We start from the raw sequence: 20181 nt of genomic DNA, 5'->3' as shown, positions 1-20181 counted from the left end.
AGCTAAAGAAATATACGGTTCCCGGAGGACTTGAAACCCATGAGCGACTACAAAAAGACTTTGCTCCTGCCCAAAACCACCTTTCCCATGAAGGCCAACCTCACCCAGCGCGAGCCTGAAATGCTCAAGTTCTGGGAGGAAATCAAGGCCTATGATGAAATGGTCGCGGCCGGAGACGCCGACGACAGGTACGTGCTGCACGACGGTCCTCCCTACGCCAACGGCCACATCCACATGGGCACGGCCCTGAACAAGGTCCTCAAGGACATCATCGTCAAGTCCCGGAACATCCAGGGCCAGAAGGCCGAGTACGTGCCCGGCTGGGACTGCCATGGCCTGCCCATTGAGCACAAGGTCGAGCAGGAACTGAAGAAGAAGAACAAAGAACTGGATACCCTGACCATCCGCAAGATCTGCCGTTCCTACGCCGCCAAGTGGCTGGACACCCAGCGCAGCGAATTCAAGCGGTTGGGCGTGTTCGGCGTGTGGGACGATCCGTACATGACCATGAAGCCCGAGTACGAGGCGGCCACCGCCCGCGAACTGGGCCGGTTCATGGAGCGCGACGGCGTGGTCCGGGGCAAGAAGCCCATCTACTGGTGTTGCGACTGCCGCACCGCCCTGGCCGAGGCCGAGGTGGAATACGAGGACCACACCTCCCCGTCCATCTACGTCCGCTTTCCCATGGTCGACGAGAATTTCAAAAAGATCGCGGACATCGACGTCTCAAAGCTGTACATCCTCATCTGGACCACCACCCCCTGGACCATCCCGGACAACATGGCCGTGGCCGTGCACCCGGACTTCGACTACGTGCTGGTCAAGGCCGGGGACGCCTATTACGTCCTGGCCGAGGGGCTGCTCGAATCCTGCGCCGCCAAGTTCGGCTGGGAATCCTACGAGACCCTGGCCACCTTCAAGGGGGCCGAGCTCGAGGGCATGAAGGCCAAGCATCCCCTGTACGACCGCGAATCCCCGGTGGTCCTGGCCGACTACGTGACCTTCGACACCGGCACCGGCTGCGTCCACACCGCCCCGGGCCACGGCCGCGAAGACTTCGAGACCGGCCTGCGCTACGGGCTGGAGATCTACTCGCCCATGAACGACAAGGGCCAGTTCCTGCCCGAGGTCGAATATTTCGCCGGTCTGAACGTCTGGGAGGCCAACCCCAAGGTCATCGAAAAGCTGACCGAGGTCGGCAACCTGATGGCCTCGGAAAAGATCACCCACTCCTACCCCCACTGCTGGCGCTGCAAACAGCCGGTCATCTTCCGGGCCACCACCCAGTGGTTCATCGGCATGGACGAGAACGACCTGCGCAAGCGCGCCCTGTCCGCCATCCGCAACGACGTGCAATGGATTCCGTCCTGGGGCGAGGAGCGCATCTACTCCATGGTCGAAAACCGGCCCGACTGGTGCATCTCCCGCCAGCGCAACTGGGGCGTGCCCATCTCCGCGCTGATCTGCGAGGACTGCGACGAGACCTGGTTCGACGCCCAGTGGGTCTACGACATCTGCGACAAGTACGCCCAGCACGAGACCGGCTGCGACTACTGGTTCGAGGCCCCGCTCGAGGAAATCGTGCCCGAGGGGCTGACCTGTCCGAAGTGCGGCGGTACCCACTGGAAGCGCGAGACCGACATCCTGGACGTCTGGTTCGATTCCGGCACCAGCTACGCCGCCGTGGTGGAGCAGCGCAAGGAGACCCGTTTCCCGGCGGACCTGTACCTGGAAGGCTCGGACCAGCATCGCGGCTGGTTCCACTCCTCCCTGCTCGCCTCGGTGGGCACCCGTGAGCAACCGCCCTACAAGGCCGTCCTGACCCACGGCTACGTGGTCGACGCCGAAGGGCGCAAGATGTCCAAGTCCATCGGCAACGTGCTCGCCCCCCAGGAGATCATCGACAGGTTCGGCGCGGAAATCCTGCGCATGTGGGTCTCGGCCTCCAACTACCAGGAGGACATCCGCATCTCGGACGAGACCCTGAACCGCTTGGTGGACGCCTACCGCCGCATCCGCAACACCTGCCGCTACCTGTTGTCGAACCTGAACGACTTCGACCCGGCGAACAAGGTGGACGTGGCCGACATGCCGCCGCTCGACCGCTACGCCCTGGACATGGTCGTGCGCCAGCACGACGCCATTCGCAAGGCGTACCGCAACTTCGAATTCCACAAGGTCTACCACACCCTGCACAACCTCTGCGTGGTCGACCTGTCCGCCTTCTACCTCGACATCATCAAGGACCGCCTGTACGTGGAGGAGGAGAACGGCCTCAAGCGCCGCTCCGCCCAAACCGTGCTCTGGCAGATCCTGCTCATGCTCCTGGAGGACATGGCCCCGGTCCTGTCCTTCACCGCCGAAGAGGCCTTCCAGGACCTGCCCGAGGCGATCAAGAACGCCCTGCCCCAGGACAAGACGGTCTTCGCCCTGCGCTTCGCGCCCGAGCGGCCCGAGCTGACCGACGCCGAGCGCGCCCGCTGGGAGAAGCTGGCCCTGGTCCGCGCCGAGGTCAACAAGGCCATCGAGCCCAAGCGCAAGGACCGGGTCATCGGCAAGTCCCTGGACGCCCAGGTAACCCTGTACGCCGATGCGGATATCCGCGAGCTGGTCTCCACCAAGGACATCGACCCGCGTGAGTTCTTCATCATCTCCAAGCTGGTCCTGGACGAGCCGGAGAACGCCCCGGCGGACGCCTATGTCGGCGAAGACCTGACCGACCTCAAGGTGGCCGTGGACGCCGCGCCCGGCGAGAAGTGCGAACGGTGCTGGCGCATCGCCGAGGACCTGGGCACCGACCCGGACTACCCCGACGCCTGCCCCCGCTGCACCGCCGTACTGAAAACCCTCGCCTAGGACGCCCATGAACCGTTACAAGCTGGCAGCACTCTGGGCGGCGGGCACCCTGGCGCTCGACCAGGCCACCAAGCTGACGGTGCACACCCTCATGCAGCCGTGGACCGGCCGGGAAATCGTTCCCGGCCTGTTCAATCTGGTCCACGTCCTGAACAAGGGGGCGGCCTGGGGATTTCTGGACGACGACAACATCGACTGGCAGCGTCCCCTGTTCATCCTCATCTCCCTGGCCGCCGTCCTGGTCATCGCCTACATGATCAGGCTGACCAGAGAGGGCGACCGCTGGATGATCGCCGGACTCGGCATGATCGCCGGCGGGGCCGTGGGCAACGCCATCGACCGCATCTGGCTCGGCTCGGTCATCGACTTTCTGGATTTCTACGCGGGCAGCTATCACTGGCCCGCGTTCAACGTGGCCGACAGCGCTCTGACGGTGGGCGCGGGCTGCATTATCGTGTCCACACTGCTCAACCGCAAGGACACGCGAGGGGCGTAAGCCCTATCAAGGAGAACGTGACATGTTCGCAGACTTCTCGGCCCTGACCCCGACCCAGTGGGCCATCGTGCTGGTTGCCGTGGGCGTCTGTTTCGTCTTCAGCGCCTGGTCCATCCTGGACGTCTGGAAACGGAACTTCGAATCCCCGACGGAAAAGAGCCTGTGGATGCAGATCTGCATTTTTATTCCCATTCTCGGCGCTCTGACGTATCTTTTCCTTGGCAGAAAAAGAGGGAGCTTACAATGAAGATGAAAAATATCAGTCTGTTCAGTGTTCTTTTGATCCTCCTTAGCATGTCGGCCCTGCCCGGCTGCGCCACCAGAACCGACGTGGAGGCCATGCAGTCCGACCGGCAGCAGGACCTCCACCGCATCCGCCAGCTGGAGGCCGAACTGGCCGAATCCAAGGAGCAGCTCAAGGCCGAAATCGAAAAATCCAACGATCCCCTGCGCGAAAAATCCGCCGACATGTGGGCCGAGATCCAATCCCTGCGTTCCGAAATCGCCAAGATGCGCGGCGAGGTGGACAGCCTGAACATCCGCATGGACAACCAGGTGGGCGCGGCCGACTCGGCCGTGACCGTGCAGGAACTGTCCAAGCGGCTGTCCGAGGTGGAATTCGCCATGGTCAACGAACTCCAGGTGGACCTGCCCGAGACCGGCAGGGCGCGCGGCGCCGCCGTGGGAGCCCCCGCAGCGGCGACAGCCGCCACCGCTCCGGCCGACGCGCCCGAGGAAGGCGTTGCGGCCCAGGCCGGCGCGGCGACCGCCACGGCCGCCGCTCAGACCGCTCCCCAGGCGGACAGCGACCCGGCCAAGGCCCTCTATGACAAGGCTTATGCCCTGTACAAGGAAGGCAACTTCGAACGCGCCCGTTCCTACTGGGCGGAGTTCACCGACACCTTCAAGGGCCACGCCTTCACGCCCAGCGCCGTATTCTGGCAGGGCCAGTGCTACTACATGCTCAAGGACTACGCCCGGGCCGTCATCCTCTACGAGGACGTCATCGAGAAGTACCAGAAGAGCTCCAAGTACAAGGCCGCCCTGCTGCGCGCCGGCTTCTCCTGGGAGCACCTGGGCAAGCCCGAGCTGGCCAAGATGCGCTTCGAGGAAATCATCAAGAAATTCCCCAAGTCCGTGGAGGCCACCCAGGCCAAACGGTCCTTGGACAAAATGAAATAATAGCGGCCGCCGCGCCGCTCGTGCCATAAGGCATTCAGGACATCCCCATGAACGAAGTCAAGAATGGTTTCAGAAAAATCGTCTACCTCTCCTTCCCGCCCGAGGTCTCCGGCAGGCCCGTGGTCTGCAACCTGCTGCGCAAGTTCGACCTGAGCTTCAACATCCTCAAGGCGGACATCTCGCCGCGCCACGAAGGAACCATGACCCTCGAGGTCTCGGGCCGCGAGGACGAGTTCCACAAGGGTATCGGCTACCTCAAGGAGAACGGCGTGCGCATCACCCCGGTGGCGCACAAGATCTTCCGCGACGACGAGTCCTGCGTCCACTGCGGCGTGTGCACGGCCATGTGCCCCACGGACGCCCTGCGCCTGGACCTCGAAACCCTCAAGATCGTCTTCGACGTGGACAAATGTTCGGCCTGCGGCATGTGCACCCGTGTCTGTCCGGTCAAGTGCATGACGCTCGACATGGATGAAAACGGCAGGCCCTAAGCAAACCCCAAGGGGGTCCCATGAGTGAAGAGAAACGTTCGTTCTCGCGCATACAGGTCAGACTGAAGGCCCAGGCCAGGATCATGGAGTCCCTGGACTCGCCCCAGCTCTTCACCGGCGAGTCCATGACCCAGCCGATCACCCGCGAGGACTTCGTCAAGAAGAGCAAGCTCCCCGAGGAAGTCACCGGATTTCTGGTGGAGATGGACCGCAAGCTCGACCAGATCATCTCCATGCTCGGCCAGGACACCTTCAAGATGGACTTTTCCCTGCCCGTGGAGGTCATGGAGATCTCCGCGGCCGGGGTCAAATTCCGCTCCGCAAGGCAGTTCCACCCGGGCGACGCCCTGGAACTGATCATCTACCTCAGCCAGACTCCCCTGCGGCTTGCCGGCAGCAAGGGGCGCATTCTCGACCAGGAACCCGACACCGGCCTGTACCGCTTCGAATTCGTGGATCTTCGCGGATCGGACATGGAGGCCATCGTGCAATTCGTCTTCAAGGAACAGCGGGAACAAATCCGCAATTCCAAAATGTAGCCCCTCCCGGAGAACACGCATGACCAGCAATGAAGAATTGGTAAGGGAACTGATGGAAAAGGTCTCCGACGAGCTCGTGGGAACCCTCAAGGGAACCATCGCGGCCGCCGTGGAAAAGGAGATCGCCCGAAACCTCACCAAGGCGCTGCTGGAAGGCGAGTTCTACCGCCGGGTAAACGAGGACCTGCAGGGGGGGCTCAAGAAGATCTACCAGGAGGTCAAGGCGGCCCGTGGCGGGACCGAGATCAAGTGCATCACCGCCGACATCGACCCCGAGGAGCTCTTCTCCGAGACCTCGGACCAGCTGGACGCCGTGCTCAAGACCACGGAAAAGGCCGCAGTGGAAATCATCGACATCGTCGAGAAGCTCCAGGACCTCCAGGGGTCCGTGGCCACCATCGTCAAGGGATTCGAGTCCGGCGGGGTGACCAAGGAGGACCGGGAAAGGCTCAAGGACATCAACAACACGCTCGGCACCGACCTGTCCAACATCATGGTCTCCCTGAGCTTCCAGGACCTGACCGGGCAGCGCATCAAGAAGATCATCAACTCCATCCGCCAGATCGAACAGATCGTCCGCGAGGTCATGCTCTCCACCGGCCTGATGATCCGCCAGCGCGAGGTCGAGCCGGAAAAGGACTTCGAGGCCCTGTCCAAGGAGGCCCGTAGCGAGGCGACCTCCAAACTCCAAGGCCCGACCGAAGGGACCAACCAGGGCGACGTGGACGATCTGCTCGCCTCCCTCGGCCTGGACTAGCTTCTCCGCAATAAAAACGACAAAAGGGCGGCCCGGATATCCGGGCCGCCCTTTTGTCGTCTGGTTATCGGGAAATCAGGGGTTGAAGGCCGCTTCGCGGCTATTACCAGGAGACTTCGCCTCCGGCGGGCAGCGGCAGCTCTTAGCGAGTCTTGGAGCCTGAGAGATGGCGACTGCAGCGATAGGGCTCGCACCCTTGCATCCCATACCGCGCCCTCGGCGCTTTAGATAGCTTCCCTGGTCTGCTTTTCTAATGAAGCAGGACCAACCCGGCCAGACCGAGGAGGATGAGGAAGCCCATGGAGTCCGTGATGGTGGTCAGGAAAATGCTCGACGCCTGGGCCGGGTCGCGGCCCATTTCCTTGAGCAACAGGGGGATGGACGCCCCGGCCAGGGCTCCGAGGAGCATGTCCAGCCAGAGGGCCGAGCCCATGACCACGGCGAGCAGTATCTTGTGCGTGCCCGCGAAGACCACGCCGAAGACCAGGCTCGAGATGATCACCCCGTTCAGGAAACCGACGCGCAATTCACGGAGCACGGCGAGCCACGCCCGCTTGCGGTCGAAACGTTCCATGGCCAGTTGGCGGATCATGACCGCCAAAGCCTGTTGCCCGGTATTGCCCGCCTGGTTGGCGACCACGGGCATGAGCACGGCCAGCACCGCCATCTGGGCGATATTGCCTTCGAAAAGATGGACCACCCAGGCCGACACGGCCGAGAAGACCACGTTGAGGATCAGCCAGGGCAGACGCACGCGCACGGAATACAGCCACGGGGAATCCGTGGTCTCGTCCGCGCCCGCGCCGACCATGGCCTGCATATCCTCGGAGGCCTCTTCGTGGATGATGTCGATGACGTCGTCGACCGTGACCACGCCGAGCAGACGGTTGCCGAAATCAACCACGGGCAGGGCCAGAAAATTGTAGTGGGCGATGAGGTGGGCCACCTCTTCCTTGTCCACGTTGTAGCCCACGGTGATCAGGTTCTGGGTCTTGACCAGATCCTTGAGCAGCGCCCCGCGCCGGGCCAGCAGCAGATCACGCAGGGAGAGCACGCCCACCAGCCGGTCCTTCTTGTCCACCAGGTAGGCGTAGTAAGGGATCTCCTTGTCCTCGACCTCCTCGCGGATCTTGGCCACGGCCTCGTCGGCCGACAAATCCTGGTCGAGGATGACCACCTCGGTGTTCATGACGCCGCCGGCGGTGTCCGGGTCGAAGGTCAGCAGGGTCTTGAGTTCCGCGCGATCCTCTGCCGCCACGCGGCTGAGCAGGGCCTTCTGCAGGTCGTCGCTCAGGCCGTCCAGGAGGTCGGTGGCGTCGTCCGGGGCCATCTCCTCGACGATGCGGGCGGCCAAGCCCCGGTTCAGGTTGCTGATGAGCGCTTTCTGGTCGAGGTCATCCATCTCCGCAATGGATTCGGCGGCGTCCTTGATGGGCAGCTGCTTGATGAATTTGACCTGATCGGCAATATCCAGCCCTTCGATCGTCTCGGCGGCATCCGCCGGATGCTGCGATTCGAAGTCCACGGCCGTCATGCCGTCCAGTTCCTCGTCATTACGAGGGGTGTATTCCTCTTTCGCGCTCATGGGCTGGATACCTAGCCCAAATCGAGCCTCAGGTCAAAGAAATCGGACTTCGACAAGGTGATATTAATGTGAAATATTTCATCAACCGGTGCGCCCCTTGACGAAAGGCCGTCCGTGCCTTACTTGCGAACATCACCTTGAAAATATATGGAAGAAACCATGCCCACCAACCTTTTCGACGAATTTTTCCAGGCAGAGGCCAGAATGTTTCTGCTGGCCACCATCCGCATAGCCCTGGCCGAGGACGGTTCGGACCTGACCAGCCAGGGGCTGTTCACCGATTCCGACATGGCCCAGGCCATGATCGTGGCCAAACAGCAAACCGTGGTGGCCGGACTGCCGATCATCCCGCTCGTGCTCGAGTTCGGCGGCCAGGAGAGCCAGGTGCACCTCAACGTGGACGACGGCGACACCGTGTCCGCGGGGACCATGGTAGCGGCCATCCAGGGTCCGGCCGTCCAGCTGCTCAAGGCCGAACGGGTCATGCTCAATTTTCTCTGCCACCTGTCCGGCATAGCGAACCTGACCGCGCGGTACGTCCAGGCCATCGAGGGCACCAAAGCCACCCTGCTCGACACGCGCAAGACCCTGCCCGGCCTGCGCTACCCCGAAAAATACGCGGTCCTGGCCGGAGGCGGCAAAAACCACCGCCTGAACCTGTCCGACATGCTCATGCTCAAGGACAACCACATCGACCGCGCCGGCTCCATCACCGAGGCCGTGCGCCAACTTCAGACCGTGCACTCGCCCTGCCCGCCCATCGAGGTGGAATGCCGGACGCTTGAAGAGGTCGAAGAGGCGTGCAAGTGCACCATACAACGGATCATGCTCGACAATATGGACGCGGAGACCGCCAAGACCGCCCTGTCCATGATCCCCGACGCCATCGAGACGGAAATCAGCGGCAACGTCTCCCTGGAAACCATCCGCGACATTGCCGGGATCGGGGCGGACTTCATCTCCGTGGGCAAACTGACCCACTCCGCGCCCAGCTCCGATTTCAGCATGCAATTCGTGCCGTTGCCCTAAAGAGGAACACTGTGGAAAACGCCAAGGAAACCATTTTCCGGATAAAAGACGAACGGGGCGACTCCCTGGCCGTTCTCGGCCATCACTACCAGTCCGACGCGGTCATCGACTGCACGGACATCCGCGGCGACTCCCTGGAGCTGGCCCGCAAGATCAACGGCCTTGAGGCCGAGCACGTGGTCTTCTGCGGGGTCTACTTCATGGCCGAGTCCGCCGCCATCCTGAGCCGTCCCGGCCAGAAGATCCACCTCCCGGACGTCACCGCCACCTGCCCCATGGCCGACATGGCCGAAGCGGGCCGCGTGCGCAAGACCCTGGCCATCCTGGAGGAAGGGGGTCGCAAGATCGTGCCCCTGACCTACGTCAACTCCTCGGCCGCGGTCAAAGGCGTGGTCGGCGAACACGGCGGCTCGGTGTGCACCTCGGCCAACGCCAAAGTCATGCTCGAGTGGGCCCTTTCCCAGGGCGACGCCGTCCTGTTCCTGCCCGACCAGCACCTGGGCAACAACACGGCCGACGTGCTCGGCATACCGGCCGACGAACGCCTGCTGCTGCCCGGCGACGTCATTCACGGCGACCCGGCCCTGGCCGTCAACCCGGACGAGGCCGAGGGCAAGAAGCTCATTCTCTGGCCCGGCTACTGTCCCATCCACGCTGAATTCACCCTGGACGCCGTGCGCCGCATCCGCGAAAACGAACCCGAGGCCAAGATCGTGGTCCATCCCGAATGCGACCCGGCCATCGTGCGCGAGGCAGACGGCAACGGCTCCACCACCTTCCTGATCAAATACGCGGAAGAGGCCCCTGCCGGGTCCACCGTGTACATCGGCACCGAGGAGAACCTGGTCAACCGCCTGGCCGCCCGGTACGCGGGCTGCAAGACCATCAAGCCCCTGCTCGGCGTCATGTGCGAGGACATGGGCAAGACCACGCTCGAAAACCTCGCCCGCACCCTTGAAACCCTCGACTCCGCCGCGCCCGTCACGGTGAGCAACGCCGTGAAGGAGCCCGCCAAGCTCGCCCTGGAGCGCATGCTCGCCGTTTGCTCATAGACGGACATGGTGCTACACCAATGGCCATGAATCATTTTCGCTTGCAATCCGACGCGTTAATCATTGGTTCCGGCATCGCCGGTTCCGTAGCCGCCCTCACCCTGGCCGACCAGGGGCGCGACGTCATCCTTCTCACCGCCGGGGCCGACCTGAAAACCGGCAATACATCCCTTGCCCAGGGGGGCATCGTCTACCGCAACGAGCAGGACGATCCCAAGATTCTGGAAAAAGACATCATGACCGCCGGCTGGCGGCACAACTACTCCCGTGCCGTCCGCCATATCGCCCGCAAGGGACCGGAAGTGCTGAAGGAACTCTTCCTCGAAAAATACAAGATTCCCTTCAACCAGCGCAAACCCGGCGACTGGTACCTGACCCGCGAGGGCGGCCACTCCATGGCCCGCATCCTCTACTGTGACGACCACACCGGCCGGAACATCATGGAAGTGCTGGCCGAGGCCGTGGAAAAGCACCCGAACATCCGCGTGCTGACCCAGCGCACGGCCATCGACCTGCTGACCACTCAACACCACGCCCGGCACCTGGACTTCAAGTACAACCTGTCCAACCAATGCGTGGGGGCCTACGTCTTCAACGACCAGGTGGGCAAGGTCGAGACCATTCTGTCCAAGTTCACCATGCTGGCCACCGGCGGCATCGGGCAGATCTACCTGCACACCACCAACACCAGGGGCTCCATCGGCTCGGGCCTGGCCATGGCCCACCGCGCCGGCACCCGGCTGATGAACTGCGAGTACGTGCAGTTCCACCCCACGGCCCTGTACGGCGGCACCAAGCGCGGCGAGCGCCGCTTCCTGGTCTCCGAGGCCGTGCGCGGCGAGGGCGCGGTCCTGGTCAACTCGCGCGGCGAGCGCTTCATGCCCCGTCACGACCCACGCGCCGATCTCGCGCCCCGCGACATCGTCACCCGGGCCATCATGGACGAGATGCTGACCTCGGGCGACGACTCCGTGTACCTGGATTGCTCCGGCATCAAGCAGGACGTGGACAAGCGGTTCCCGACCATCTCCGAGCGGTGCCGCAAGATGGGCCTGAACATGGCCGCCGACCCGATTCCCGTGGTCCCGGCCGCGCACTACTTCTGCGGCGGCATCCTGGTGGACAACCGAGGCCGGACCACCCTGGAGCAGCTTTACGCGGCCGGGGAATGCAGTTGCACGGGCGTGCACGGCGCCAACCGGCTGGCCAGCACCTCGCTGCTCGAAGGCATGCTCTGGGGGCATTCGGCGGGCCACGACATGGCCATGCGCCTGAACCGGACCTCGGGCCTGTCGCGCAAGCTCCTGGATTCCATCCCGGACTGGGTGCCCCACGGCATCCGCGACGAGGACCCGGCGCTCATCTCCCAGGACTGGGCCAACATCCGCAACACCATGTGGAACTACGTGGGCGTGTCCCGGTCGAGCAACCGGCTCAACCGCGCCTTCGTGGACCTGCGCAAGCTGACCAAGAACCTCCAGGACTTCTACCGCGAAACCGCGCTGAGCAAGTCCATCATTGACCTCTTCCACGGCTCCCAGACGGCCTACATCATCACCGTGGCCGCCCTGCGCAACAAGGAAACCAAGGGCTGCCACTACCGCATCGACTAGCCCCCATGCTTCAAGAAACGTCAAAGCGGCCCGCACCGTCCGTAAAGGATGGCGCGGGCCGCTTCTCTTTTGGCCGACAACCTGCCTCAAAGGCTACCGCCCCCCTGCGCCCCCTATTATCCCGGCTAGCTCCCCCGCCATCCGGTCGCCTCGGCTTATCCTTGGCGACTCGGTCGATGCTTTGTGAATGGATCGGGCGCGGCAGCGCAACCCAACCCGCCAGCAGCCTGGAAACCGTTGCGGAGCAACAAGTCTGGAAAAAATCTAGAGAATATCAAGAGTATTGAGAGCCGTTTCGGGGAGGGAGGGCCGCGCCTTTGCCGGTCTACTTGCGCCAGAACTCGGGCACGAAAAGGATGATGACGGTGTAGATCTCCAGCCGTCCCAGGACCATGCAGAAGGTCAGGACCCATTTGGCCGTGTCCGGCATCCAGGCGAAGTTGTCCGTGGGCCCCACTCCGCCGATGCCCGGGCCGATGTTGCCGATGCAGGCCAGGGAGGCGGCAAAGGAGGTGACCACGTCCACGCCGGTGGCCGCGACCACAAAGGCGGCCAGGACGAGCAGCCCCACCCACAGGAAGGCAAAACCCCAGACGCCGCTGATGACGTCGTCCTTGACCACGGTGCGGCCCATTTTCACATGGCTCACGGAGCGCGGGTGGATGAGCCGGAAGAGCTCCTGGTAGGACTGCTTGAAGAGCAGCATGATGCGCATGACCTTCATGCCGCCGCCCGTGGACCCGGCGCACCCGCCCACGAACATGCAGAACAGGAGGATGGCCTGGGCCAGGCCGGGCCACAGCTCGTAGTCGGCCGTGGCGAACCCGGTGGTGGTCAGGATGGAGGCCACCTGGAACGAGGTGTAGCGCACCGCGTCCGCCGGGCTGTTATAGTTGCCGGAGACCAGGACCACGACGGTCAGGACGGCCACGAAGGCCAGGACCATACCCGCGAAGACCCGGAATTCCGGGTCCTTGAACATGGCCGAGGGCTTCCACTTGAGGAGCAGATAGTGCAGCGAGAAGTTCACGCCCGCAATGAGCATGAACACGGTGATGACGTAGTCGATGTAGGCGGAGTCGAATCCGGCCACCGAGGCGTTCTTCGTGGAGAAGCCGCCCGTGGCCATGGTTCCGAAGGTGTGGCATAGGGCGTCGAACAGGTCCATGCCGCCGAACATGAGCAGCACGGTCTCGGCCGCGCTGAACAGGACGTAGACCTTCCACAGGGTCATGGCCGTGTCCTTGATGCGCGGCTTGAGCTTGTCCGGGGACGGCCCGGGCACCTCGGCCTTGTACAGCTGCATGCCGCCCACGCCGAGAAACGGCAGGATGGCCAGGGACAGGACGATGATGCCCATGCCGCCCAGCCAGTGGGTCAGGCTGCGCCAGAAGAGCAGCCCGCGCGGCACGGCCTCGATGTCGGCCAGCACGGACGACCCGGTGGTGCTGAACCCGGACAGGGACTCGAACACGCAGTCCACCACGGACCCGAAGGTTCCGCCCAGCCAGAACGGCAGCCCGCCGAAGGCCCCGGCCGCGAACCAGCCGAGCGCCACGATGGCCATGCCCTCGCGGTGGGTCATGATCGAGGCCTTGTGCGAACGGTCTCGGAAGATCAGGAAGGCGCTCCCGCCCATCAGGACGGTGATGCCCATGGACAGGGCCAGGGGTTGGGCCGTGCCGTCGCGGTAATACAGCCCCCAGGCCAGGGGCAGGACCATGGTCAGCCCCACGCAGGCCACCAGCGCCCCGATGACGTGCAGGACGTAGCGCCAGCGCATCTAGAAGAGCTCCACCTTGGTGGTCAGGACCCGCTCCACCTTGGGGATGTTCTGGCGGGTGGAAATGATGATCAGCCGGTCGTTGGGCCGGACCACGGAATCGCCGCGCGGGATGACGACCTCGTCGCCCCGCTGGAAGCAGAGGACCAGGCTCCCCCGGGGGAACCCGAGGTCCTTGACCGCCTTGCCCACGATGGGGGAATCCTCCTGGGCCACGGCCTCGAGCGCCTCGGCCTCCTCGCCCTTGATGGACACCGAGGAGATGATCTTGCCCCGGCGGATGTAGTGCAGCAGGGAGTTGATGGCCGACAGCCTGGGGCAGACCACGTAGTCGATGCCGATGGGCTCGATGAGCGGCATATACCCGAAATTGTTGACGCGCGTCACCGTGCGCCGGGCCCCGAGGGACTTGGCCAGCAGGCAGGACAGGATGTTGGTCTCCTCGTCGCCGGTCACGGCGATGACCATGTCCATGTCCTGGATGTTCTCCTCGCGCAGGATCTCCTGGTCCGTGGAGTCGCCCATGAGCACGATGGGCCGGTCCAGATGCTCGGACAGGTACTCGCAGCGCTTCTGGCGGTTCTCCAGCAGCCGGGTGTGATAGTATTTATTGTCCAGGGCCTTGGCCAGACGGAAGCCGATGTTGCCGCCGCCGATGATCAACACCTTGCGCACCGGGTCGTCGGCCACGCCCAGGCGGGTCATGATTTCTTCCTGGTCGCGGATGTCGCAGACGAAATAGACCAAGTCGCCCGGCTTTAGCACGTCCAGACCGCTGGGGATGATCAGTTTGTCATTGCGAACGATGGCCGCGATGACCAGTCCAAGGTCATCGCCTATCTTGTCGCGCAAATGGATGAGCTGGCTGCCCATGATCGGGCTGTGGTCCGGCAGGTGAATGCCTATGAGCCGAATCTTGCCGCCCGCGAACTCGTTGATCTCCACCGCGCCGGGAACACTCATGAGCCGGAGCACCGAGTTGACCACCTCCTCGTCGGGATTGATGATCTTGGTGATGTTGGCCCCGCGTTCGGTGAGCAGGTGCCCGTAATCCGTATACATTTCGCTGCGGATACGGGCGAGTTTGGTCACCCCCTGGCTGAGCATGTTGGCGTAGTAGCAGCTGATGAGATTGATCTCGTCGGAGTCGGTCACGGCCAGAAAGATGTCGGCCTCGGCGATGCCCGCCTCTTCGAGAACCTTGGGGCTGGACCCCGAGCCCTTGATGGTCTGGACGTCCGAGCTCTCCGCCACCTTGCGCAAAGCCTCGTCGCTGGTGTCCACGACCACGACTTCCTTGTTCTCCACCGCCAGCCGCTGAGCGAGATGGTAGCCGACCTCGCCGGCGCCTATGATGATGACCCGCAAATGATGCTCCTTCATTGAGTGAAATCATTTTATATCTACCCATGTTTTTGCGTCAGCGCAATACCGCGCCTACCATTTCGGCTCAATGATATCCAGTCGTTAACGAAAAAACGGCGGTCTGAATCCCGTCGTCCATCCCCCGGCAGGGGCGGGGCGAGGGAGGATAGACGGCGCACCCGTTCCAGTAGCGTGGAGGTGTACAGCTTTACACGGAAATTTACATGTAAACCCTGACCTGAACATTGGAAGCAACTCGCTTTACACAAAACGAAAACGTCATAACCTTCTTGAATAACGACGCATATACACGTTCCCCCCTCATGGCACAGCTGTTGCTTTCTCTTCCGAAAAACGAGGTGCCACATGAGTTCACTGTTTCAGAAAAGAATGTACATCAATGGCGTGGAAACAAACGTTTTCACCCAGTCCGACACGACCCTGGCCGAGGTGCTCAGAGAGCAGTTGCATCTGACGGGCACAAAAGTCGGGTGCGGGGAAGGCCAGTGCGGCGCCTGCTCCGTGATTCTCAACGGGAAGGTCGTCAGGTCATGCATAACCAAAATGAAGCGGGTTCCCGACTACGCCAACATCACCACCATCGAGGGCATCGGCAAGCCAGGTGCCCTGCACCCGCTGCAAAAGGCCTGGGCAATACACGGCGCGGCGCAATGCGGCTTCTGCTCTCCGGGGTTCATCGTGTCCGCCAAGGGGCTGCTGGACGTCAACGACAGCCCGAGCCGGGACGATGTCCGCAACTGGTTCCAGAAACACCGCAACGCCTGCCGCTGCACCGGCTACAAGCCGCTGGTCGACGCCGTCATGGCCGCGGCCGAGGTTATCAGGGGCGACGCTCCGGCGGAGAGCCTCGAATTCAAGATGCCCGAGGACGGACGCATCTGGGGCTCCAAATATCCCCGGCCCACCGCCGAGGCCAAGATCACCGGCACGCTGGACTACGGCGCGGATCTCGGCCTGAAGCTCCCCGACGACACCCTGCACATCGCCCTGGTCCAGGCCGAAGCGCACCACGCCGACATCCTGAGCATCGACACCGCCAAGGCCGAGACCATGCCCGGAGTCGTCGCGGTCCTCACGGCCAAGGACGTGAAGGGCAAGAACCGCATCTTCGGCCTGGTCCAGAGCCCCTACCACAAGGGCGACGGTTGGGAACGGCCGATCATCAACGACACCAAGGTGTTCCAGTATGGTGACGTGCTGGCCCTGGTCTGCGCGGACAGCCGGGAGGAAGCGGAAGCCGCGGCCAGGGAGGTGGTCGTCCGTCTCGATCCCCTTCCGGCCTATCTCAGCGCCCCGGAAGCCATGGCCGACGACGCCATGGAAATCCATCCCGGCACCCCCAACGTGTATTTCACCCAGCCCCTGATCAAGGGCGACGACACGGGCCCGATCTTCAAGCGCGACGACGTGGCCGTGGTGCAGGGCGATTTCGTCACCAGCCGCCAGCCCCACATGCCCATCGAACCGGACGTCTCCTTTGCGTTCAAGGGCGAGGACGGCCTGCTGCACATCCACAGCAAATCCATTGCCGTGCACCTGCACGCCTTCATGATCGCCGAGGGAATGGGCCTGACTCCGGACCAGATCGCCCTGGCATCCAACCCCATGGGCGGGACGTTCGGCTACAAGTTGAGCCCGACCTCGGAAGCCCTGGTCGGCGTGGCCGTGCTGGCCACCGGCCGCCCCTGTTTCCTGCGCTACAACTACTTCCAGCAGATGACCTATACCGGCAAGCGGTCGCCGTTCCACATCTCCGCCCGCATGGCCGCGGACAGGAAGACCGGCCGCATCCTGGCCATGGAGCACGACTACTCCGTGGACCACGGCCCCTACTGTGAAATGGGCAGCGTCCTGACGGGACGCGGCATCCAGTTCATCGGCGCGGGATACGATATCCCGAACATCCGGGGCATGGGACGCACCGTGTGCACCAACCACGCCTGGGGCGCGGCGTTCCGGGGATTCGGAGGCGTGCAATCCGTTTTCGCGGGCGAAACGCTGGTTGACGAAATGGCCTACAAGCTGGGCCAGGACCCGCTGGAATTCCGCTATGCCAATTGCTACCGCGAAGGGGCCACGACACCCACCGGCGCCATACCCGACGTTATCGCCCTGCCCCAGTTGCTCGAAGCGCTGCGCCCCAAGTATCAGGAGGCGAAGAAACGCACCGCCAAGGAATCCACCGACGAGATCAAAAGAGGCGTGGGCATTGCCGTGGGCGTCTACGGCGCGGGCGCGGACGGCGTGGACTCGGCGGAAGTCTTCATCCAGTACGATCCGGACAACGGCGTCACCCTGGGCTGCTCATGGGAGGACCACGGCCAGGGCGCGGACATCGGCGCGGTGGGCACCACCCACGAGGCGCTGCGCCCCATGCGCGTCCCGGTGGAGAAAATCCGTTTCAGCTGGCCCGACTCGTCCAAGCAGCCCCCGGCGGGCCCGGCCGGCGCGTCCCGTTCGCAGGTCGTGGTCGGCAGCGCCCTGAAGGCGGCCTGCAAGGCCATGATGGAGGCCTTAAGTAAACCGGACGGCACCTTCATGACCTATGAAGAAGCCATGGCCGCCGAAAAACCGACCCGCTTCGACGGCTCCTACAGTTCCATGGGCAGCGTCTGCGACCCGGAAACCGGCCTGGGCACCCCGTTCGTCAACTGCATGTACACCATCTACCAGGCCGAGGTGTCCGTGGAAGTCGCCACAGGAAAGGTCAAGGTGGACCGGTTCTCCTGTGTCGCCGATCTCGGCGCCATCAACAACCGGCTCGCCGTGGACGGACAGATATACGGCTGCATAGCCCAGGGCATCGGCCTGGCGCTGAGCGAGGACTTCGAGGACATCAAGAAGCATTCCACCATGATCGGCGCGGGATTCCCGTACATCGAGAGCATTCCGGACTCCATGGAGGTAGAATACTTTGAGAACAACCTGCGGGAACACGGTCCCTTCGGCGCCTCCGGAGCCGGGGAAGGCCCCATGGTCAATCCCCACATGGCCGTGATAAATGCCATTCGCGATGCCTGCGGTGCAAGAATCTACAGACTTCCCGCCACGCCGGACAGGGTTCTCGAAGCCTTGCAAGCCATATAGGGGGGGCTCCCCGCGCGCCGTCCGCCGGGCAACGCGCAGGCCGAGCCGGATGACCGATCGCCCATGAACCACGAGTACGTAATCCTTTAACACCATGAGGCAAGCTATGATTACTGCGTTTCAACTGGCCAACATGATCTTCACCGGCGTCGACGCACTCGGCAAGGTTCCTGAATCCATCAAGATGCAGGGCTTGAAGAAACCGTTGATCGTTACGGACAAGGGGGTTGTCAAAGTCGGCCTGGTCAAGAAGGTGACGGATGTTCTGGAGAGCGAGGGCATCGCCTATGCGGTCTACGACGAGACCGTACCCAATCCCAACGAACGGAATGCCGAAGACTCGTTCAGCCTGTACCAAAAGGAAGGGTGCGACTGCCTGATCGGGCTTGGCGGCGGCAGTTCCATGGACGCGGCCAAGGCCTGCGGAATCCTGGCCACCAGCGGCGCCCCCATCGAAAGCTACCGGGGCATGGGCCTGCTCAAGGCCCCCCTGCCCTTTTACATAGCCATCCCCACCACGGCCGGGACCGGCTCCGAGTCCACCTGCGCCGCGATCATCACCAACACCCGGGACGATCATCCCTGGAAAATGGTCATTCTCGACGGGCGGTTGCTGCCCAATGTGGCCGTCATCGACCCCATGCTCATGGTCGGCCTGCCTCCGGCCATCACCGCCTCCACCGGCATGGACGCCATGACCCACGCCGTCGAGGCGTATCTGTCCATCGGCGCGATGGAATACACCAACGCCCTGGCCCTGGGAGCCATCGAGCTGATTTTCCAGTACCTGGGAAGGGCCGTGGGCAACGGCAACGACATGGAGGCGCGGGAAAAAATGGCCTACGCCCAGACCATGGCGGGCATCGCCTTCAGCAATGCGGGGCTGGGACTGGTCCACTCCATGGCCCATCCCCTGAGCGCCTTCTACCATTTCGCCCACGGCTTCGCCAACGCGGTCTGCCTGCCCACGGTGCTGGATTACAACAAGGTCGTCTGTCGTGAAAAGATGGCCAAGATCGCCCGGTTGAGCGGAATGACCGAACTCGGGAACAACCCGGAAGACGCGGGCGTGGAAGCGATCCAGCGGCTCAACGATCTGGTGGGCATCCCCAGGACCATCACCCAGGTGGCCACGATGATGGGGACCACGGTCGATACCAAGGATATCGAACCCATGTCCAAGGACGCGCTCAACGAGGTCTCCACCGTGACCACCCCGAGGGTGCCGAACCTGCAGGACGTCGTGGGACTGTATAACAGGTGCTGGTAGGCACTCCGGTTCCTTAACGCGGGGATACAATCAGTAACTGCCCTGTCCGGCAAGGAATGAAGGGCGGGCCCGCTTGGCCAAGCCGCGAACGCGGGCCCCCTTTCATTCCGATGGCGGCTCCCTGCGGGAACGGACGTCCGTTCCGCGACATGCACGGGACAAGCAGCCCGGCCTCCCCTCTCCGTGAAAAGCTTTTCCGAAGGAGACCAAAAAGATGAAATTCACCGACCTCATCGCCGCAGCAGCCGTCGTATCGGCCATTTTACTGTTCACCGCGGTGCCGGATGCCGTGCCCGCATTGGGCGGGTTCGCCGAGGCGCACCCGTTTATCATGAGCTTCCTCAAATTCGCCATCCTCGGCACCCTCGGCGAAATGGTCGCCCTGCGCATAGCCACGAAACGCTATACCCACCGGACATTCGGCCTGATGCCGCGATGCCTCGTCTGGGGAAGCATCGGCCTGGTCATTCATACCGCCTTCATCGTCTACGCCACGGGAACGCCGAATTTCCTCATGGGACTCGGGTTCTCGCTCCCTCCCGACGCGCTCGCCGACGGGGACTTCGCGACCCGCCTTGGGCTGGCCTTCTCCATCAGCGCATTGATGAACATCCTGTTCGCTCCCCTGTTCATGCTTGCGCACGGAGTGGTGTCCATGCACATCGAAAAGACCGGCGGCTCCCTGTTGGGCTTTTTCTCCCCCATACACATCAGCAAACTGCTGGGCGACATAGACTGGAACATGGTCTGGGGATTCGTATTCAAAAAAACCATTCCTTTCTTCTGGATACCAGCGCACACCATCACCTTCCTGCTCCCTCCCGAATTGCGTGTACTCTTCGCCGCCGCGCTGGGCATAGTCCTGGGCGTCATTCTCGCCCTGGCGAGCCTCAAAAGGAACGAAGCCACGGCATGATTCGGTCACTGCCCCGAGGGTCGGCATCGCGACGCCATCGCCTGGCGGACCGCGATGCCGACCCTTCACGGCTATCCAGTGACTGGCGCGCCGCATGCACTCCGGCTTAATCCCGTATCGGCTTGTATCCAAAACTTTT

General features: G+C 63.0%; 16 protein-coding genes. 13 read left to right on the top strand and 3 right to left on the bottom strand.

What is annotated here, in order from left to right:
* The first annotated feature begins 39 nt into the window (after window positions 1-39).
* From ileS to BerOc1_RS18070, 7 genes are read left to right on the top strand one after another with little or no spacing between them, the layout of a single operon-like run.
* The gene (gene ileS / locus BerOc1_RS18100; RefSeq protein ID WP_071547318.1) at window positions 40-2856 is read left to right on the top strand and encodes an isoleucine--tRNA ligase; all 2817 of its coding nucleotides are present in this window, start codon (window positions 40-42) and stop codon (window positions 2854-2856) included.
* A 7-nt stretch (window positions 2857-2863) separates the two neighbouring features.
* Window positions 2864-3352, top strand: coding sequence for a signal peptidase II (gene lspA, locus BerOc1_RS18095; protein ID WP_071547317.1), 489 nt, complete (start codon window positions 2864-2866; stop codon window positions 3350-3352).
* A gap of 22 nt (window positions 3353-3374) precedes the next feature.
* On the top strand, window positions 3375-3599 hold the full coding sequence (locus tag BerOc1_RS18090; RefSeq protein ID WP_071547316.1) for a PLD nuclease N-terminal domain-containing protein: 225 nt from the start codon (window positions 3375-3377) through the stop codon (window positions 3597-3599).
* Window positions 3596-4534, top strand: a complete 939-nt coding sequence (locus tag BerOc1_RS18085; protein WP_071547315.1) for a tetratricopeptide repeat protein — start codon at window positions 3596-3598, stop codon at window positions 4532-4534. Before BerOc1_RS18090 ends, BerOc1_RS18085 begins: the two co-directional genes overlap by 4 nt.
* Window positions 4535-4581: 47 nt before the next feature.
* Window positions 4582-5025, top strand: a complete 444-nt coding sequence (locus tag BerOc1_RS18080) for an NIL domain-containing protein (RefSeq protein ID WP_071547314.1) — start codon at window positions 4582-4584, stop codon at window positions 5023-5025.
* Between the two features lie 20 nt (window positions 5026-5045).
* Window positions 5046-5564, top strand: coding sequence for a PilZ domain-containing protein (locus BerOc1_RS18075; RefSeq protein WP_071547313.1), 519 nt, complete (start codon window positions 5046-5048; stop codon window positions 5562-5564).
* 19 nt (window positions 5565-5583) lie between these two features.
* Window positions 5584-6321, top strand: coding sequence for a protein phosphatase CheZ (locus BerOc1_RS18070; RefSeq protein ID WP_071547312.1), 738 nt, complete (start codon window positions 5584-5586; stop codon window positions 6319-6321).
* Between the two features lie 250 nt (window positions 6322-6571).
* Here BerOc1_RS18070 and mgtE read toward each other — a convergent pair whose 3' ends face one another.
* Window positions 6572-7906 (bottom strand): magnesium transporter, encoded by a 1335-nt coding sequence (gene mgtE / locus BerOc1_RS18065; RefSeq protein ID WP_071547311.1) that lies wholly within the window; start codon window positions 7904-7906, stop codon window positions 6572-6574.
* Window positions 7907-8065: 159 nt separating this feature from the next.
* On the opposite strand from mgtE, the gene nadC reads away from it, so the two are divergent.
* The 3 genes from nadC to nadB are packed head-to-tail and all read left to right on the top strand — an operon-like array spanning window position 8066 to window position 11600.
* Window positions 8066-8935, top strand: coding sequence for a carboxylating nicotinate-nucleotide diphosphorylase (gene nadC, locus BerOc1_RS18060; protein WP_071547310.1), 870 nt, complete (start codon window positions 8066-8068; stop codon window positions 8933-8935).
* 11 nt (window positions 8936-8946) lie between these two features.
* The gene (nadA, locus tag BerOc1_RS18055) at window positions 8947-9987 is read left to right on the top strand and encodes a quinolinate synthase NadA (RefSeq protein WP_084641765.1); all 1041 of its coding nucleotides are present in this window, start codon (window positions 8947-8949) and stop codon (window positions 9985-9987) included.
* Window positions 9988-10013: 26 nt separating this feature from the next.
* Window positions 10014-11600: an L-aspartate oxidase gene (nadB, locus tag BerOc1_RS18050; protein ID WP_071547427.1), complete on the top strand. Its 1587-nt coding sequence runs from the start codon at window positions 10014-10016 to the stop codon at window positions 11598-11600.
* Between the two features lie 325 nt (window positions 11601-11925).
* On the opposite strand, the gene BerOc1_RS18045 is transcribed toward nadB, so the two are convergent.
* Both BerOc1_RS18045 and trkA read right to left on the bottom strand, forming a co-directional pair.
* Window positions 11926-13383, bottom strand: a complete 1458-nt coding sequence (locus BerOc1_RS18045) for a TrkH family potassium uptake protein (RefSeq protein ID WP_071547309.1) — start codon at window positions 13381-13383, stop codon at window positions 11926-11928.
* On the bottom strand, window positions 13384-14751 hold the full coding sequence (trkA, locus tag BerOc1_RS18040; protein WP_071547308.1) for a Trk system potassium transporter TrkA: 1368 nt from the start codon (window positions 14749-14751) through the stop codon (window positions 13384-13386).
* A 363-nt stretch (window positions 14752-15114) separates the two neighbouring features.
* Between trkA and BerOc1_RS18035 the strand changes: the two genes are divergently transcribed.
* From BerOc1_RS18035 to BerOc1_RS18025, 3 genes are all read left to right on the top strand, one after another.
* On the top strand, window positions 15115-17856 hold the full coding sequence (locus BerOc1_RS18035; protein ID WP_129586585.1) for a molybdopterin-dependent aldehyde oxidoreductase: 2742 nt from the start codon (window positions 15115-15117) through the stop codon (window positions 17854-17856).
* Window positions 17857-17962: 106 nt separating this feature from the next.
* Window positions 17963-19126: an iron-containing alcohol dehydrogenase gene (locus BerOc1_RS18030; protein ID WP_242653094.1), complete on the top strand. Its 1164-nt coding sequence runs from the start codon at window positions 17963-17965 to the stop codon at window positions 19124-19126.
* Between the two features lie 214 nt (window positions 19127-19340).
* Window positions 19341-20042: an Mpv17/PMP22 family protein gene (locus BerOc1_RS18025; RefSeq protein WP_071547306.1), complete on the top strand. Its 702-nt coding sequence runs from the start codon at window positions 19341-19343 to the stop codon at window positions 20040-20042.
* Window positions 20043-20181: the final 139 nt, after the last annotated feature.

The sequence above is a fragment of the Pseudodesulfovibrio hydrargyri genome (assembly GCF_001874525.1).
Lineage (GTDB): Bacteria > Desulfobacterota > Desulfovibrionia > Desulfovibrionales > Desulfovibrionaceae > Pseudodesulfovibrio > Pseudodesulfovibrio hydrargyri.
The sequence above is the reverse complement of the archived record's forward strand: the minus strand, read 5'-3'. Positions and strand labels throughout refer to the sequence as shown.